Below are 13,127 nucleotides of genomic sequence, written 5' to 3' on the forward strand. Positions count from 1 at the left end.
GCACAACCTTGTTACATTTCGCGTGAAACCAAATTATCCCGGCTCGCGTGAAACGGATCTCAGGGGCATGTATACGCACCCCTGTCTTCCTCCAGGAAGTGCGCCTGACTCACCAGATTATCCCCCGGATTAAACCCCTTCATTCATCCACAAAAAAGACACAGAACCATCGCTCGTAAAGTACGCATCAACGAAGATATCCAGGCCAATAGGGTTCGGGTTGTAGATCCCGGCGGAGAACACCATGTAGTCTATATCGACGAGGCCTTAGAGCGGGCCCGCGCACACAGAATGGACCTGGTCGAGATTGCGCCATCGGCCGATCCTCCGGTTTGCAAGATTGTCGACTACGGAAAATTCCGTTATGAACAACAGAAAAAAGGGAAGGAGCAGCGCAAAAAATCGCAAACTATCCAGTTGAAAGAGGTCCGTTTCCGCCCCCACACCGACACGCACGACTTTGAATTCAAAACGCGCCATGCCCGCAGCTTTCTGCAAAGCGGGAACAAGGTCAAGGCATGGGTACAGTTTCGCGGCCGGGATATCATCTACAAGGAGCAGGGCATGGCTCTGTTGCAACGATTTATCGAGGATTTGCAGGATGTGGCGCGGATCGATCAGCCGCCCCGCATGGAAGGACGCCGTATGACCACGATTCTGACTCCGGACAAAAAGTAGGATATTCTGATCAAAACCATTTCGCTCAGCGCTTCACGTTCGTGCGTGAAGCGCCCTTCGGGAGGCTGAGAGAAGTGCAGAAGGCGTGCAAGAAAACCGGAACCTGACAGCTATCCGCACTGTATTTACAGTTTGGGCCTTTTGCACAAAACAAGCGTGCCGTGCTCCGTGCAGCACAGTCATGCGCATTGCTAAAAATGGCCAAAAAAGAGCCCAAAACGGTTGAAAACAAGCCAAAAATGGCTTAAAACGACTAAAAATTGCCCAAAACGGCCCGAAAACGCGTACCCTCGCGATGCCCCAAACGCGCCCGGCGCCAGAATGCTTATGCCCAAGATGAAATCAAATAGCGGCGCCCGGAAACGTTTCAAGGTGACCGCAAGCGGGAAGCTGGCTCGGAAAAAGGCCTATAAAAGCCACATCCTGACCAAGAAATCGGCCAAACGCAAGCGCGGCCTGCGTGAAAGTACGCTCGTCGACAAAACCGACACGCCACGGATGCAACGGCTTATTCAATCCTGATTGTCCCTTTATTCTTATGCCACGTACCGCTCACAGCGTAGCGTCGAGACGGCGCCGCAAAAAAATACTCCGGATGGCCAAAGGCTATCGCGGCGCGCGTTCGAAAATTTATACCGTTGCAAAGCATTCCGTCGAGAAAGCTTTGACGTATGCCTATCGGGATCGCCGGCAGCGCAAGCGCGTGTTTCGGCGCCTCTGGATTGCGCGCATCAATGCCGCGGCGCGCCTGAACGATACCACCTATTCCCGTCTCATGGGAGGACTGCGGAAAGCAGGCATTGATCTGAACAGAAAGGTGCTCGCGGATATGGCCGTCCACGATCCGGAAACGTTCCAGCGTATTACGCAGCATATCGCCGGCAAATAAGCGGGCCTGGCAAGATGCCCGACGACATCCTGAAAGATATCGAGTCGGAGATCATTGACTCGAAGGAGGCTGCCGAGGCGTTCCGGGTCAAATACCTGGGAAGGAAAAGCGGAAAAATCACCGGAATGCTCAAGCGGATTCCGGAGGCTCCCCCGCAGGAACGCAGAGAACTCGGCCGGCGCATCAACGAAATCAAAAAACGGGCGGAAGAGCGTCTGGCGTCCTTCGAGGCCGATCTGCATAAGCCAGGGGCCACTGGATCGCAAACAAGCATTGACCTCACGCTTCCAGGGCGATTCCCGGCACCTCCGGGTTCTGTTCATCCGCTGACGCACACGCTGAACGAAATCGCGCGCGTCTTTGAAGGATTCGGGTTTTCGATCGCCACCGGACCCGAAATCGAAACGGAATGGCATAACTTCACGGCACTGAATTTCCCGTCGAACCACCCCGCGCGGGACATGCAGGATACCTTCTACCTGGAGCCGGACCGGGTTCTGCTGCGCACGCACACATCGCCCGTGCAAATACGCACCCTGCTGACCGGACAACCACCCGTGCGCGTCATCGTGCCTGGACGGGTGTACCGTAACGAGGCCGTTTCCTACAAATCGTACTGCCTGTTCCATCAGGTAGAAGGGCTGTACGTGGATGAAGGAGTCACCTTTGCCGACCTGAAGCAGGTGCTGCGCCTGTTTGTCCAAGCACTTTTCGGCGCCGATGCCCGGATGCGCTTCCGCCCCAGTTTCTTCCCGTTCACCGAGCCCAGTGCCGAGGTGGACATCTGGTGGGCCGACGAAGCCTCGCCGGAGAATGGGCGCTGGCTTGAAATCCTCGGATGCGGCATGGTGGACCCCAATGTATTCGATGCCGTCGATCTGGACCCGGAACGATGGACCGGGTATGCATTCGGGATGGGCATCGAGCGTATTGCCATGCTGCGGTATGGAATCCGCGACATCCGCAGGTTCTATGAAAACGACATCCGCTTCCTGGAACAGTTTTAAGACCTGTTAAGGAACCTTGGGACACGCCTTCTCTCAAAACATAAACGTGCGGTTGGCCGCGAGTTTGCAGGATATCCCGGGCCCGATGTTTTGTTCAAATGCGCGCCCCAAGGTCCTCGCCCATGCGGATTTAATCAGAGATTCCTTAACACTATTCAGCGGCGCTTCCGGCCCGGAGCGACGACACGGCAAACCATGAACATCTCGTACAATTGGTTACGGGAATACGCACCCGTCCAGGAAAGCCCGGAGGAGCTTGCAGATATCCTCACGATGGGCGGTCTGGAAGTAGAAAGCATTGACGAGACCGGCTTGTCGATGGATGGGGTGATCATAGGACGCGTGGAGCGCGTACGACCCCATCCGAATGCCAATCGCCTCTCCTGTTGCGAGGTCGATCTGGGCGGCCCGGAGCCCGCCCGCATCGTGTGCGGCGCATCGAATGTCGCCGAGGGGCAACTTGTACCCGTAGCTACGCCGGGCGCAACGCTCATGCTGCCCGACCGGGAAGACCCCGATAAACACACCCCTGTCGCCATCCGCAAGACAAAACTTCGGGGGGAGCCTTCGGAAGGCATGATCTGCGCGGAAGACGAACTGGGGCTTTCCAATAACCATGACGAAATCATGGTGCTGACAGGCGCGGCCGGCGCCGAGCCCCGCATCGGACAACCTTTTTCGGAATACCTCGAGGCCCTTGGCATCGCATACCGGGACGCCGTGCTGGACATCAGCGTCACGCCCAACCGCCCGGATGCAACCAGCCATCTGGGCGTAGCCCGCGATGCGGCGGCGCTCACGAATATCCCGCTTCGCCTCCCCGAGGCGCCCGCACCGGAACCCGGCGGCGAAGCAGCCGACCTCGTTACTGTCGACATACAGGCGCCCGAGGCGTGTCCGCGGTATGTGGCGATGATCGTGCGTGACGTAACCGTCCGCGAATCTCCCGCCTGGCTCCAGGCAAAGTTGAAAGCGATCGGATTGCGGCCCCACAACCACATCGTGGACGTCACGAACTACCTTCTCCATGATGTGGGGCAACCGCTGCACGCTTTTGATCTCGACGCCATTGCGGGGAAGCACATTCGCGTACACCTCACGCACGAGCCCACACCCTTTACCACCCTCGACGATAAGGAGCACACCATCCCTCCCGGCGCCATCATGATTGCAGACGCCGAACGCGACGTAGCCATCGGCGGGGTGATGGGCGGGCAAAATTCGGAGGTCCGCGAAACCACAAGGAACGTACTCATCGAGTCCGCCTTCTTCGACCCCTCGCATGTCCGCAGGGCCGCGAAGACGCTTGGCATCCAGAGCGATGCCTCCTGGCGCTTCGAGCGGGGCGTCGATCCCACCGGACAGGTACGCGCTGCTGCCCGGGCCGCCGCTCTGATAGCAGAACTGGGCGGTGGAACCGTCGTCCCCGGTATGGTGGACGCACATCCGGCGCCTTCTCCGCTCAGGCATATCACCGTGCGCGCAGAGCGGATAGACCGCTTGCTTGGCGTGCATATCCCCCTCGAAACCACTGAACGCCTGCTGCAAAGCATCGGATTCGACATAAAGCGGGAAGGAAAGGCAGGGGCATTCCGACTTCGCTGCACCGTTCCTCCTTTCCGGCCCGATATCGAGCGCGAAGTAGATGTCATCGAGGAGATTGTACGTCTCTACGGGTATGACAACATACCTGAGGCAGCCCAGACGGCCTCCTTCTCGAGTGGAGCATTGCACGAAAGCCCCGAAAGACGGCTGCGGCGGACAGTCCGCACCCTGCTTGCCTGTACCGGACACCGGGAAATCTACACGAACAGCATGCTGCGGTCGGAAACGGCCGAGCAGTTTGCAAGATCAGGTGGAGGCGCACCCGACAGTGTCGTCAGGACCCTCAACCCGATCTCCAGTGAAATGGCGGCTTTGCGCCCCAGCCTGTTGCCCGGCGCCCTGCAGGTCGTTGCATTTAACCGCAATCATGGACAGCGCTCGATGCGGTTTTTCGAATTCGGTCATGTGTTCCGGCGTACAGACGGTCAGGATGAGCACGAAACCGTCGTCGAAAACTATGCGGAGTATGAATCCTTCCTGCTGACGTTGTCGGGCCAGGCCACGGACACCGGTTGGAATACGTCCGCCCGGGCTTTCGACCTGTTCGATGCGAAGGGAACGATGGAGATGCTGCTCCAGCATGTGCGGCTGCCCGATGTCCGTATGGCGCCCATCCATACCCCCGCACCGGGCACATCCTGCGGGCTTGACATCTTCTCAGGCGATACCCGCATTGGAAGCATCCTGGAGATGGCTACGGACCTTTCCGGTGGGAACACCCCGGAAGAAATCGTCTATACGGCGGAATTGAATTGGACCGAAGTGGTGCGGCTGGCAACACCGTTCCTTGCCAGCACGTATCGACCTGTAGCACGCCATCCCGCAGTGGACCGCGACATTGCTTTGGTCGTGGGCCATGAGGAACCGGCGGGAACTATATTACAAACGATCCGACGCGCCGGCGGGCGCCTGTTGCAACAGGTGCGTCTCTTTGACCTCTATGAAGGCGAACATGTAGACCCGGGCAAAAAAAGTGTGGCCTTTGCCTTGCGCTTCGGCGCCAATCGCACACTCACAGATCGGGAAGTGAACAAAAGGATGGCTCGTATCGTCCACGCGCTGGAAAAAGAACACGGCGCTTCTTTGCGAAGTTAACAGGCCCTTAGTGAACCTCTTTGCACGCGTTGCGCATATATAAATAAGTATCCTCTTGACGCCCTGACATGTCGATGACCGAGAAAACGAGCGCTTCCATGCCAGAACCCGATACCGATGGGCCGAATGCGGATCCCGGGGTCGAGCAGGGTATGCAAGAATCTGCCGAAAAAGAGACGCCGGCGCCGGAACCTGTCTCGCTGGATGCCTTACGCCGCCGTGTCGAGGAGGCCGTCAGGGTCATTGAAGCGTTGCGCGCAACCAACGCCGCGCTCCTGAAAAAAATGAGCGAGCTGGAAAAACGCCCTGCCATCCACCGGGACCATGCATTCTTCTCGCTGCCCCGCAACCCGGATGCGCTAAAGGACGACTTGCGTTCCTTCATTGAAACACTCGACGAGTATATGGAACGGGAGCGCGACGACGCATAACGTACCCGCTATCCGATCCCGCATAAACCGATACCCATCGTGCCCCAGTCCATCCGCGTCCGCATTCTTAACCGCGACTATTCCTTGCAGGTAGAGAGGCAGGACGAGCAACGCGTACGCAGCATTGCACGATACGTCGATACGAAGATCAGGCAGTTCCAGCGGGATCATCCCGATCAGGCGGACATAACGGGCCCGGTTATCGTGGCGCTGGGCATTGCCGAGGAACTCTTTGCAGAACGCGAGAAAAAGACCGACGCAGAAACCGACCTGCATGCGGATATCGGACAACTCATTGCCTCCCTGGACGCCGTGCTGGGGGACGGTGAATCCTCGCCTTCCGGGGAATAAGGGAGTGGGCCGGAAAAACAAATCGTCGCGTTTTCAATCGCCCGGGTTGCGTCCCCTGTACAGCGAAACCACCCCGAACGTCAGCGGCTTGCACAAGAGATCTACATATCCGGCCTGCCGCAACTCGTCCAGAAAGCGCTCTCCCGACGGAAACACCTTCACAGAAGCCGGCAGATACTTATAGGCTCCCGAATTGCCCGACAGAAGACGACCGACAAAGGGCAATACGACATCCGAGTAGACCTCGTACAACTTCCGGATCAACAATACGCCGGGCCGACTGAACTCAAGGATCACCAGCACCCCTCCTGGACGGAGCACGCGCCGCATCTCCCGGATACCGTCCTGAAGGTGCTCGAAATTTCGTACGCCAAACCCTACCAGGACCGCATCGAATGAGGCATCCGGGAATGACAAACGAGCCGCATCCCCACGCTCCAGCGTGATGGTCCCACCAAGACCCAGACGCTGAACCTTTATCCGGCCACGCGCCAGCATCTGCTCGGAAAGATCAACGCCTACGATCCGCTCCGGACCAAGCGCGGCAGCGGCAATAGCCAGATCGGCGGTGCCGGTCGCTATGTCCAGAATCCGGGCTGGCGCTTCCGCGCGCAGCAGGCGGATCGCCGCACGGCGCCACATGCGGTCGATCCCGAAACTCAGCAGGCGATTGAGCAGGTCGTACCGGGGCGCCACATCGTCGAACATGGCTTCGACGGCTTCTCTCTTGCCGGGAGCCTGTCCCGGCGGCGGGATACGGTGTGGAGATGTGGACAAAACGCAATGAAATATCCGTCATTCGCCCGCAACATACGCACGACCCGATGTATGGGGTCCACCCTGGTCGGAAACCCCGCGGATGCCAAAACCCGTCCCCCTGCCTCACAGGGCATCGGCGATGCGCCGCACCGTTTCCTCAAAGGGCCGGGGGCGCCACCCCAGTTTTTCACAGGCAAACGTGTTGTCGTACCGGTTCACTGCGGACATGAACCGGGCATTGGCGCGGGGAAGAAGGGGTTCCGTACGTGTCAGAAAAGCGACTGCTTCCGAAGAATATGCGACGAGTATAGCGGCTGCCGGCGCCAGACGGATGGTCGGGGGCGCTGCGCCGCATGCCTGGGCCAGTTGACGGAAAAGTTCTTCCCAGGACAGGTTATGCGCCGCCAGCACAAACCGTTCACCGGCTTCACCGTACTGCATGGCCCGCACCATGCCGTCCGCCACATCCAGTACATCGACGACACTCGTAACCCCTGCCGGAAACATAACTATCCGCTTGCGGCGAATCTGATCCACGATACGTCGGGTGTTCTCCCCTTTACGACCCAGGCCAAAAATAAGGGAGGGATTGACCATCACCGCATCCAGACCTTCCGCAATACCTCGTTTCACCTCCAGTTCCGCAAGGTACTTCGAGTAGCCGTAGGTGCTGTTTGATTTTGACCGTTGCCATTGCGCGTTCTCGTCCAGGACGTCGTCGGGGCGGTTGGAGCGACCGAGAGCCGCCACGGACGAAGCATGAACAAGGCGGCGTACGCCCCCGGCGAGCGCCGCATTGACGACCGCTGCGGTTCCATCCACATTGACAGACATGAGCCGATTCCGCACACGAGAAGACCCGAAACCGATATTTCCGGCCACATGATAGACGTACTCCACACCCTGCATGGCCTTTTGGAGCGCCAGATCGTCTGTGATATCCCCAAGGGCGTGCTCGACCTTCTGCGCCGTCTCGCCGAGCAAATCGAGTTTTGAGCCGGCGCGTCGGAAAACACGGACGGGAACGCCATCCAGCACAAGGCGCCGGGTCAGCACGGCCCCCACGAATCCCGTGGCCCCCGTGACAAGGGTCATCGACATGGCAACTACTCTATTTCGAGAAGGAGATCGTTCTTGCCGACCGCATCGCCGGGCGCTACATGCACTGCTCGAACGGTACCCCCTCTTTCAAGACGCAATTCGTTTTCCATTTTCATGGCCTCGAGGACCAGGGCGCCGGTTCCCGCCTCGACATGTTGCCCCGGTTCCACGGCCACGGACAGGACCATACCAGGCATAGGCGCATGCACTTTCAGCATGTCGCTTTCAGCTCCCCCGGATAACCCGAAACGTTCAAGCAGCAGCGCCCGTTCGTCTTTCAAAGACACATCGAACGTAGAACCGCCGACCCCTATGCGCCGACGATCCCCGGATTCTTCCAGGACCACCGCCACATAACTCTTGCCATCTATCAGCAAGGCCATGCGTTCTTCGTCAAGGCGTTCGTAGGAAAACGGGACGGTGCGGCCATTACACGTCAACTGATCCGCACGCACGGAAACATCCATAACCCGACCGGCGCATGCTATCTGAAAATGTTCTGAGGCCTGTTTTGTCGCCATGGTCCGGATCGGGAGCGCTTTTATGTAATATAATATACTCTGATTAAGTCCACTTCGCTCAGTACTTCACGTTCGCGAGGATAGGTCATCATGAATGCTTCCATGGACAGCGCTCCAGGTCACGCACGTACGAAGAAAATGTGGAAGTGGGTGATCCTGATCATAGGCGCCCTCTTTTTTCTTACCGTCCTGCGCGAAGCCATCGACCCGTACGGTGACCAGCCGTACATAGAGATCACGCATGGAGACCATGTCCACTATGTACCGCACGATCGGGACCCGAAGGTTTCCATCAGCAAGTTTCCCACGGTTCCACCCGGACCGGATGAAATCATTACGCCGGAAGGACGCATCGTGCCCAAGGAATAGCGAGTCCGACGCGGCGAGGCGCTGGCGAACATACGTACGCGCTGCGGGGCGAAGTTTTTGCCTGCGCAGCGCTCGTCCTGATTTACAATCGAGCTGTTCCCTCGGACGACGACGGGACCGCCGCGCGAAACCGCCCCCTACCAGAGCGCTTTGATCAATATTTTAACGTTGCGCCCCTGTTGCGGCATGATGCTCTTTACCTTCGAAAGATGGTCCCGGTATTCGGCATTCGTGGCATTCTCCACCCCGATATCGAAGGTGTACAAAATACGACCCAGGGAAAGGTGGTACTGCGCATGCGCCCCGAACACGACATACCCATCGGTCGGTTCCTCGAATTCCCCCAGACGATCCTGCCGCCGCGCCGCCTCCGCGGAACCGGACAGCCTGATCTTCCCGCGGGCGTACGCTGCTTCCAGCCGCCCCCGCAAGGGAGGAATGAAGGACATCGGCTCGTCGTCGTCGATTAGCGTACCCCGGACATACGCGCCCGACCCGGAAAGCGTGACGGAAGGCGCCGCCCGCAGCGAAAAGGAAGCTTCCGACCCCGTCATGCGGGCCGACGAACCGGTTTGCTGATATTCCGTCAGCAGGGTGCGCACGTTGAGCCGGCCCGTATTTCTGGGGTAAATGTAGTCCCGGATATGGTTTCGATACGCATTCAGTGATCCGGAAAAACGCGCGCTGCGGTATTCCGCGAACGCCTCGAAGCCCAACCCCTTTTCGACGCCAAGGTCCGCATTACCTATTTCGAAGGCGTAGGCCGCCAGGTGAGGCCCTGTCGAAAAAAGTTCTTCGATCCCCGGCATGCGAATGGAGCGCACGCCACCCAGGCCCGCAGAGAAACGGTCGCCGAATCGACGCAAGACCCGCAAAGAACCGGAAACGCCCCCGGTCGTTCGGTTCCGAATCAGTCCGGCGCGCGTTACCTCGCCCACAGCGAAACGCCCGCTGGTGCGGGGACGCACGGCGCGTATATCGTACCGAAGCGCCCCCTGAAGCGACAGGTTCCTCAGATTGATATCCTGATACCGGAACGCCGCGGCCGTCCATTCCCGGGAGTTCGGCGTGAACGTAAATCCGCCGGAAGCAAAATCCCGGTGTCCGGCCCAGATACTCGTCAGACTGTTGCTTCTGCGGCCATGGACGCGGGAAAGAATCCGGCCGTAATACGACAGGAGTCCGAACTCGATGCCCAGCGTCCCGCTTGCTTCGTACTCCTGATGAAAATACCTCGAAAGCGACGCCTCGAATTCCAGATGCGGGAACCGGGGAATCGCGTCCAGCAACATGCCCTTCGCTTTCAGATAGCGGCGGGATAATTCAATGTCCACGCCCTTCGGGTGCGCCCCGACGAATCCGCCCGGTATGCCGTACCGGGAGGCGTAATAACTGCCCGAAGCGCCTGCATATCCCCACGAGCCGATGCGGCTCGCGCCGAAAGAACCGTTTCCGGTCCTCAAGTCGGTGTTGGCCAGGACGCCGACCGGCGTGGATACGTCCCCCGCATTGCGCATGCTGCCGTCGGCGCGCCATGCAAAAGCGCCCGCGGGCGCTTCGACGCTGAACCCGCCCGAAATCCCGTCATTGGCGGATTGCCCTTGCAGCACGGCCGTGGCATGCGTCTCCGGCGGCCTGGTCGCGGGCACATATCCGCGGACCGCGTTTATCATGCCGCCCAGCGCATTCGGCCCGTACAGCAGCGCTGCCGGACCACGCACCACCTCAATCCGTTCCGTCATTAGCGGATCTACCGCGACCGCGTGATCGGCGGACGTAGCGGACAGGTCTCCGGTGCGCCCGCCATCCTCCAGGACCAGTAGCCGCTCGCCGCCCAAACCGCGCAACACCGGGCGGGCGGGAGCGGGCCCCATGGATCGCATGGAAATGCCGGGTTCGTTGTCGAGCGTTTCGGCGATCGTCGTTCCGAGATGCTGCCGAAGCCGCTTGCCCTCCATATCCATATCGGCCTCGCGGAGCGCGACGGACTCGCGTTGCCCGTCCACGAAGACTTCCCCCAATTCAATCGGAGAAGCCGACATGCGCAGCACGACGCGAGACGTATCCGAGGCGCCGCCCACCGCAATCTGGCTCGTCAGCGACTCATAGCCTATGCGCCAGGCGGTAAGCGTGTAGACCCCCGGCTCCAGAAACCGCATCTCGAAACGGCCTTGCCGATCCGTTCTGGAACTGCGGTTGGCGTCTTCCGCCAGCACCTGGGCATGGCGCACGGGTTCTCCGGTTTCCGCATCCTCTACGGAGCCCGAGATCACCGCCGTATGCTGGGCTTGCAGCGTCCCGGCGACCGCCATCGCGCAACACGCTGCAAGCCCGGCCCGGCAAAGAAACGAAACATTGCAACAACGCATGGCTCCGGGCTATTCTACTGTAACGGGAATATCGGGGGTCGTGAAATCTGAATGCCCTTCGTGCAAAAGCATCACCCGTATCGCGGTGTCCCCCGCCTCGTCTCCTCCATGCAGCGCAAAGCTCCACCGACCTTCCTCATGGACATCAACGAGGGCGGCTCCCTGCACCACGACGCCAAGGGAAAATTCATCGTCCAGTTCGTCGGCGTGCACTTCCTCGCCGTCGTGGCCCTCAAACTCCACGGTGATCTCGTCGGTTTCGTCGTCTACCGGGACGGTCAGCGACCCCTCGACCTCGCCCTCATGGACATGAACGACTTCTTCGCCGCCAATAAAAAGCAAAAGGCCTTCTACTTCGGCGTGCTCGTCATGATCATGGTCGTCCTCGGCGGGATTGTCGCAGGCGGCCAGCCCGCCCGCAAAAACGAATATGAATACAATCACGGCTATGCCGCGCAATCGGGTTGAAAACATGGTTTTCCTCTGTTTTTGGGTTTTGGGGTGTGTTTTGCTAAATGCGCCGCCGAAACAGCGCACGGTATCGAGTCCAGGGAGACGCTGATTACATCCGTGCGAACCAGCGTCTTAACGGGGAGAGGGGGATGCGCAGACAAGAAATGGCGACGCAGCGCGGCGGCTCCGCGCAATGAGAAAGGCCGCCGGCAGACGCGCTCCTTGCCGCCTCTCCCGTGCTGCCTCTTAAAGAGCGCTTGGCGCCTGCGAAGCCGTCGTGTTTACCGCTGATTTCAGCGATGGAGACAGGACAGCTTGCATGCGCGAACGCAAGGCGCAGATCGACGCGGATTGGATCGGCGTATCCTTACTACGCCGCCGGAGGCGCGCGTATCGAGCGGTGGGAAAGGCTGCGGGCGAAGCGAACGAACCGGAGCGTCTGCCCGGTCACATGCACAGGAAGCGCCGGGGCCTGGATTTGCTCGATAACCGAGGCAGCCAGCGAACGAAGCGCGCACAGATCGCACTCAAAATGATCCGAAGGCGCTTGTTCTTCCGAAAGAAAATCTTCCGATGCGCCGTGCGGGCACGGCAATTCGCTGCCCGCCTCCTCGGCAGGGTCCTGCGCATGCTCCAGCGAGCGGATATGCGACACGTCGTGCCCGAAAGGGGCCGCCACCATCCCGCAGAACAGCACGGCAAGCAGGAAAACCCCTGAGCGTTCGATATGTGCGCGCTTCGAAAGCATCTATTTCGGATTTCGCAGGGGCAAGGGAAGGCGAAGGGACGGTCTCAGGGGCAAACTACAGGCGCTCCGACGATGCGCCCTGCCACACTACGCAGTAGAGGAGTACTGCAAGGGGATTGCAAAGATCCTGAAAAAGCAACGTCCGGCAAATATATTCCCCATATCCTCATCCTTCGCTCATTTGGTCCCCGCATACAGAGGATAATCGGCCTCGGCCTTGCCGCTGGCGACATCCCGAAGCTTACGACGAAGAAGACGCCTGCGAAATGCGCTTATGCGATCCACAAAGAAGATGCCCTCAAGATGATCCACCTCATGCTGAATCACACGCGCCGGCAACTCCCCCACCTCCAGTTCCTGCGGCTGGAAATGGCGATCCAGATACGTCAGCCGGATTCGCTCAGAGCGCTTGACCGCCTCGGTTATATCCGGAATGGACAAGCACCCCTCCTCAAATTCGCCTTCTTCTTCACTCTCCCAGATAATCTCGGGATTGATGAATGCCATCGGCTGTGACGCCTCCTCCGGCACAGGCTCAAACTGTATTTCCGCTGCCAGATCAGCCACGAAGATGCGCTCTGTGCGGCCCACCTGAGGAGCAGCCAGACCAATGCCCGATGCGCCCCGCATGGTCTCGATCATATCGTCGATAAGTTGCTGGACACTGGCACTGTCCCCGGCGACATCTTCAGCGCCGTTCCTGAGCACGGGATCGCCATATAAACGAATAGGAAGAATCATAAGAACCGGA

15 protein-coding genes are annotated in these 13,127 nt (G+C 59.2%); 8 read left to right on the plus strand and 7 right to left on the minus strand.

Features of this window, described 5'->3' with window-relative positions; all coding sequences use genetic code 11:
* Positions 1 to 141 precede the first annotated feature (141 nt).
* The 7 genes from F4Y00_05085 to F4Y00_05115 all read left to right on the plus strand — a co-directional run bounded on the left by F4Y00_05085 (position 142) and on the right by F4Y00_05115 (position 6,056).
* Positions 142 to 678, plus strand: a complete 537-nt coding sequence (locus F4Y00_05085) for a translation initiation factor IF-3 (GenBank protein ID MYE04329.1) — start codon at positions 142 to 144, stop codon at positions 676 to 678.
* Between the two features lie 327 nt (positions 679 to 1,005).
* The gene (gene rpmI / locus F4Y00_05090) at positions 1,006 to 1,200 is read left to right on the plus strand and encodes a 50S ribosomal protein L35 (protein MYE04330.1); all 195 of its coding nucleotides are present in this window, start codon (positions 1,006 to 1,008) and stop codon (positions 1,198 to 1,200) included.
* Positions 1,201 to 1,216: 16 nt separating this feature from the next.
* Entirely contained in the window at positions 1,217 to 1,567 is a 351-nt protein-coding gene (gene rplT, locus F4Y00_05095; protein ID MYE04331.1) for a 50S ribosomal protein L20, read from the plus strand.
* A gap of 14 nt (positions 1,568 to 1,581) precedes the next feature.
* Positions 1,582 to 2,574, plus strand: a complete 993-nt coding sequence (gene pheS / locus F4Y00_05100) for a phenylalanine--tRNA ligase subunit alpha (GenBank protein ID MYE04332.1) — start codon at positions 1,582 to 1,584, stop codon at positions 2,572 to 2,574.
* Between the two features lie 195 nt (positions 2,575 to 2,769).
* Positions 2,770 to 5,274 (plus strand): phenylalanine--tRNA ligase subunit beta, encoded by a 2,505-nt coding sequence (locus tag F4Y00_05105; GenBank protein MYE04333.1) that lies wholly within the window; start codon positions 2,770 to 2,772, stop codon positions 5,272 to 5,274.
* Positions 5,275 to 5,372: 98 nt separating this feature from the next.
* On the plus strand, positions 5,373 to 5,705 hold the full coding sequence (locus F4Y00_05110) for a hypothetical protein (protein ID MYE04334.1): 333 nt from the start codon (positions 5,373 to 5,375) through the stop codon (positions 5,703 to 5,705).
* A 15-nt stretch (positions 5,706 to 5,720) separates the two neighbouring features.
* The gene (locus tag F4Y00_05115) at positions 5,721 to 6,056 is read left to right on the plus strand and encodes a cell division protein ZapA (protein MYE04335.1); all 336 of its coding nucleotides are present in this window, start codon (positions 5,721 to 5,723) and stop codon (positions 6,054 to 6,056) included.
* 33 nt (positions 6,057 to 6,089) lie between these two features.
* Here F4Y00_05115 and ubiE read toward each other — a convergent pair whose 3' ends face one another.
* From ubiE to F4Y00_05130, 3 genes are all read right to left on the minus strand, one after another.
* Complete coding sequence (ubiE, locus tag F4Y00_05120; protein MYE04336.1) at positions 6,090 to 6,764, minus strand: bifunctional demethylmenaquinone methyltransferase/2-methoxy-6-polyprenyl-1,4-benzoquinol methylase UbiE; 675 nt, start codon at positions 6,762 to 6,764, stop codon at positions 6,090 to 6,092.
* Between the two features lie 174 nt (positions 6,765 to 6,938).
* Positions 6,939 to 7,916: an NAD-dependent epimerase/dehydratase family protein gene (locus F4Y00_05125; GenBank protein ID MYE04337.1), complete on the minus strand. Its 978-nt coding sequence runs from the start codon at positions 7,914 to 7,916 to the stop codon at positions 6,939 to 6,941.
* A 5-nt stretch (positions 7,917 to 7,921) separates the two neighbouring features.
* Positions 7,922 to 8,437 carry an acetyl-CoA carboxylase biotin carboxyl carrier protein subunit gene (locus F4Y00_05130; protein ID MYE04338.1) on the minus strand — a complete coding sequence of 172 codons (516 nt, stop codon included), beginning with the start codon at positions 8,435 to 8,437 and terminating at the stop codon, positions 7,922 to 7,924.
* A gap of 102 nt (positions 8,438 to 8,539) precedes the next feature.
* On the opposite strand from F4Y00_05130, the gene F4Y00_05135 reads away from it, so the two are divergent.
* Positions 8,540 to 8,806 carry a hypothetical protein gene (locus tag F4Y00_05135; GenBank protein MYE04339.1) on the plus strand — a complete coding sequence of 89 codons (267 nt, stop codon included), beginning with the start codon at positions 8,540 to 8,542 and terminating at the stop codon, positions 8,804 to 8,806.
* A gap of 137 nt (positions 8,807 to 8,943) precedes the next feature.
* On the opposite strand, the gene F4Y00_05140 is transcribed toward F4Y00_05135, so the two are convergent.
* The 4 genes from F4Y00_05140 to def all read right to left on the minus strand — a co-directional run bounded on the left by F4Y00_05140 (position 8,944) and on the right by def (position 13,117).
* Positions 8,944 to 11,175: a TonB-dependent receptor gene (locus F4Y00_05140; protein MYE04340.1), complete on the minus strand. Its 2,232-nt coding sequence runs from the start codon at positions 11,173 to 11,175 to the stop codon at positions 8,944 to 8,946.
* 9 nt (positions 11,176 to 11,184) lie between these two features.
* Positions 11,185 to 11,649 (minus strand): hypothetical protein, encoded by a 465-nt coding sequence (locus F4Y00_05145; protein ID MYE04341.1) that lies wholly within the window; start codon positions 11,647 to 11,649, stop codon positions 11,185 to 11,187.
* A gap of 349 nt (positions 11,650 to 11,998) precedes the next feature.
* Positions 11,999 to 12,376 carry a hypothetical protein gene (locus F4Y00_05150; protein ID MYE04342.1) on the minus strand — a complete coding sequence of 126 codons (378 nt, stop codon included), beginning with the start codon at positions 12,374 to 12,376 and terminating at the stop codon, positions 11,999 to 12,001.
* 177 nt (positions 12,377 to 12,553) lie between these two features.
* Positions 12,554 to 13,117 carry a peptide deformylase gene (gene def, locus F4Y00_05155; protein MYE04343.1) on the minus strand — a complete coding sequence of 188 codons (564 nt, stop codon included), beginning with the start codon at positions 13,115 to 13,117 and terminating at the stop codon, positions 12,554 to 12,556.
* Between the last annotated feature and the right edge of the window lie 10 nt (positions 13,118 to 13,127).

The sequence above is a fragment of the Bacteroidetes bacterium SB0662_bin_6 genome, assembly GCA_009839485.1.
Taxonomy (GTDB): Bacteria; Bacteroidota; Rhodothermia; order Rhodothermales; family VXPQ01; genus VXPQ01.

Coding starts and splice junctions, on each gene's coding strand:
- rpmI (MYE04330.1), top strand. CDS start 1,006: ATGCCCAAGATGAAATCAAATAGCGGCGCCCGGAAACGTTTCAAGGTG.
- rplT (MYE04331.1), top strand. CDS start 1,217: ATGCCACGTACCGCTCACAGCGTAGCGTCGAGACGGCGCCGCAAAAAA.
- pheS (MYE04332.1), top strand. CDS start 1,582: ATGCCCGACGACATCCTGAAAGATATCGAGTCGGAGATCATTGACTCG.
- F4Y00_05105 (MYE04333.1), top strand. CDS start 2,770: ATGAACATCTCGTACAATTGGTTACGGGAATACGCACCCGTCCAGGAA.
- F4Y00_05110 (MYE04334.1), top strand. CDS start 5,373: ATGCCAGAACCCGATACCGATGGGCCGAATGCGGATCCCGGGGTCGAG.
- ubiE (MYE04336.1), bottom strand. CDS start 6,764: ATGTTCGACGATGTGGCGCCCCGGTACGACCTGCTCAATCGCCTGCTG.
- F4Y00_05125 (MYE04337.1), bottom strand. CDS start 7,916: ATGTCGATGACCCTTGTCACGGGGGCCACGGGATTCGTGGGGGCCGTG.
- F4Y00_05130 (MYE04338.1), bottom strand. CDS start 8,437: ATGGCGACAAAACAGGCCTCAGAACATTTTCAGATAGCATGCGCCGGT.
- F4Y00_05135 (MYE04339.1), top strand. CDS start 8,540: ATGGACAGCGCTCCAGGTCACGCACGTACGAAGAAAATGTGGAAGTGG.
- F4Y00_05140 (MYE04340.1), bottom strand. CDS start 11,175: ATGCGTTGTTGCAATGTTTCGTTTCTTTGCCGGGCCGGGCTTGCAGCG.
- F4Y00_05145 (MYE04341.1), bottom strand. CDS start 11,649: ATGTTTTCAACCCGATTGCGCGGCATAGCCGTGATTGTATTCATATTC.
- F4Y00_05150 (MYE04342.1), bottom strand. CDS start 12,376: ATGCTTTCGAAGCGCGCACATATCGAACGCTCAGGGGTTTTCCTGCTT.
- def (MYE04343.1), bottom strand. CDS start 13,117: ATGATTCTTCCTATTCGTTTATATGGCGATCCCGTGCTCAGGAACGGC.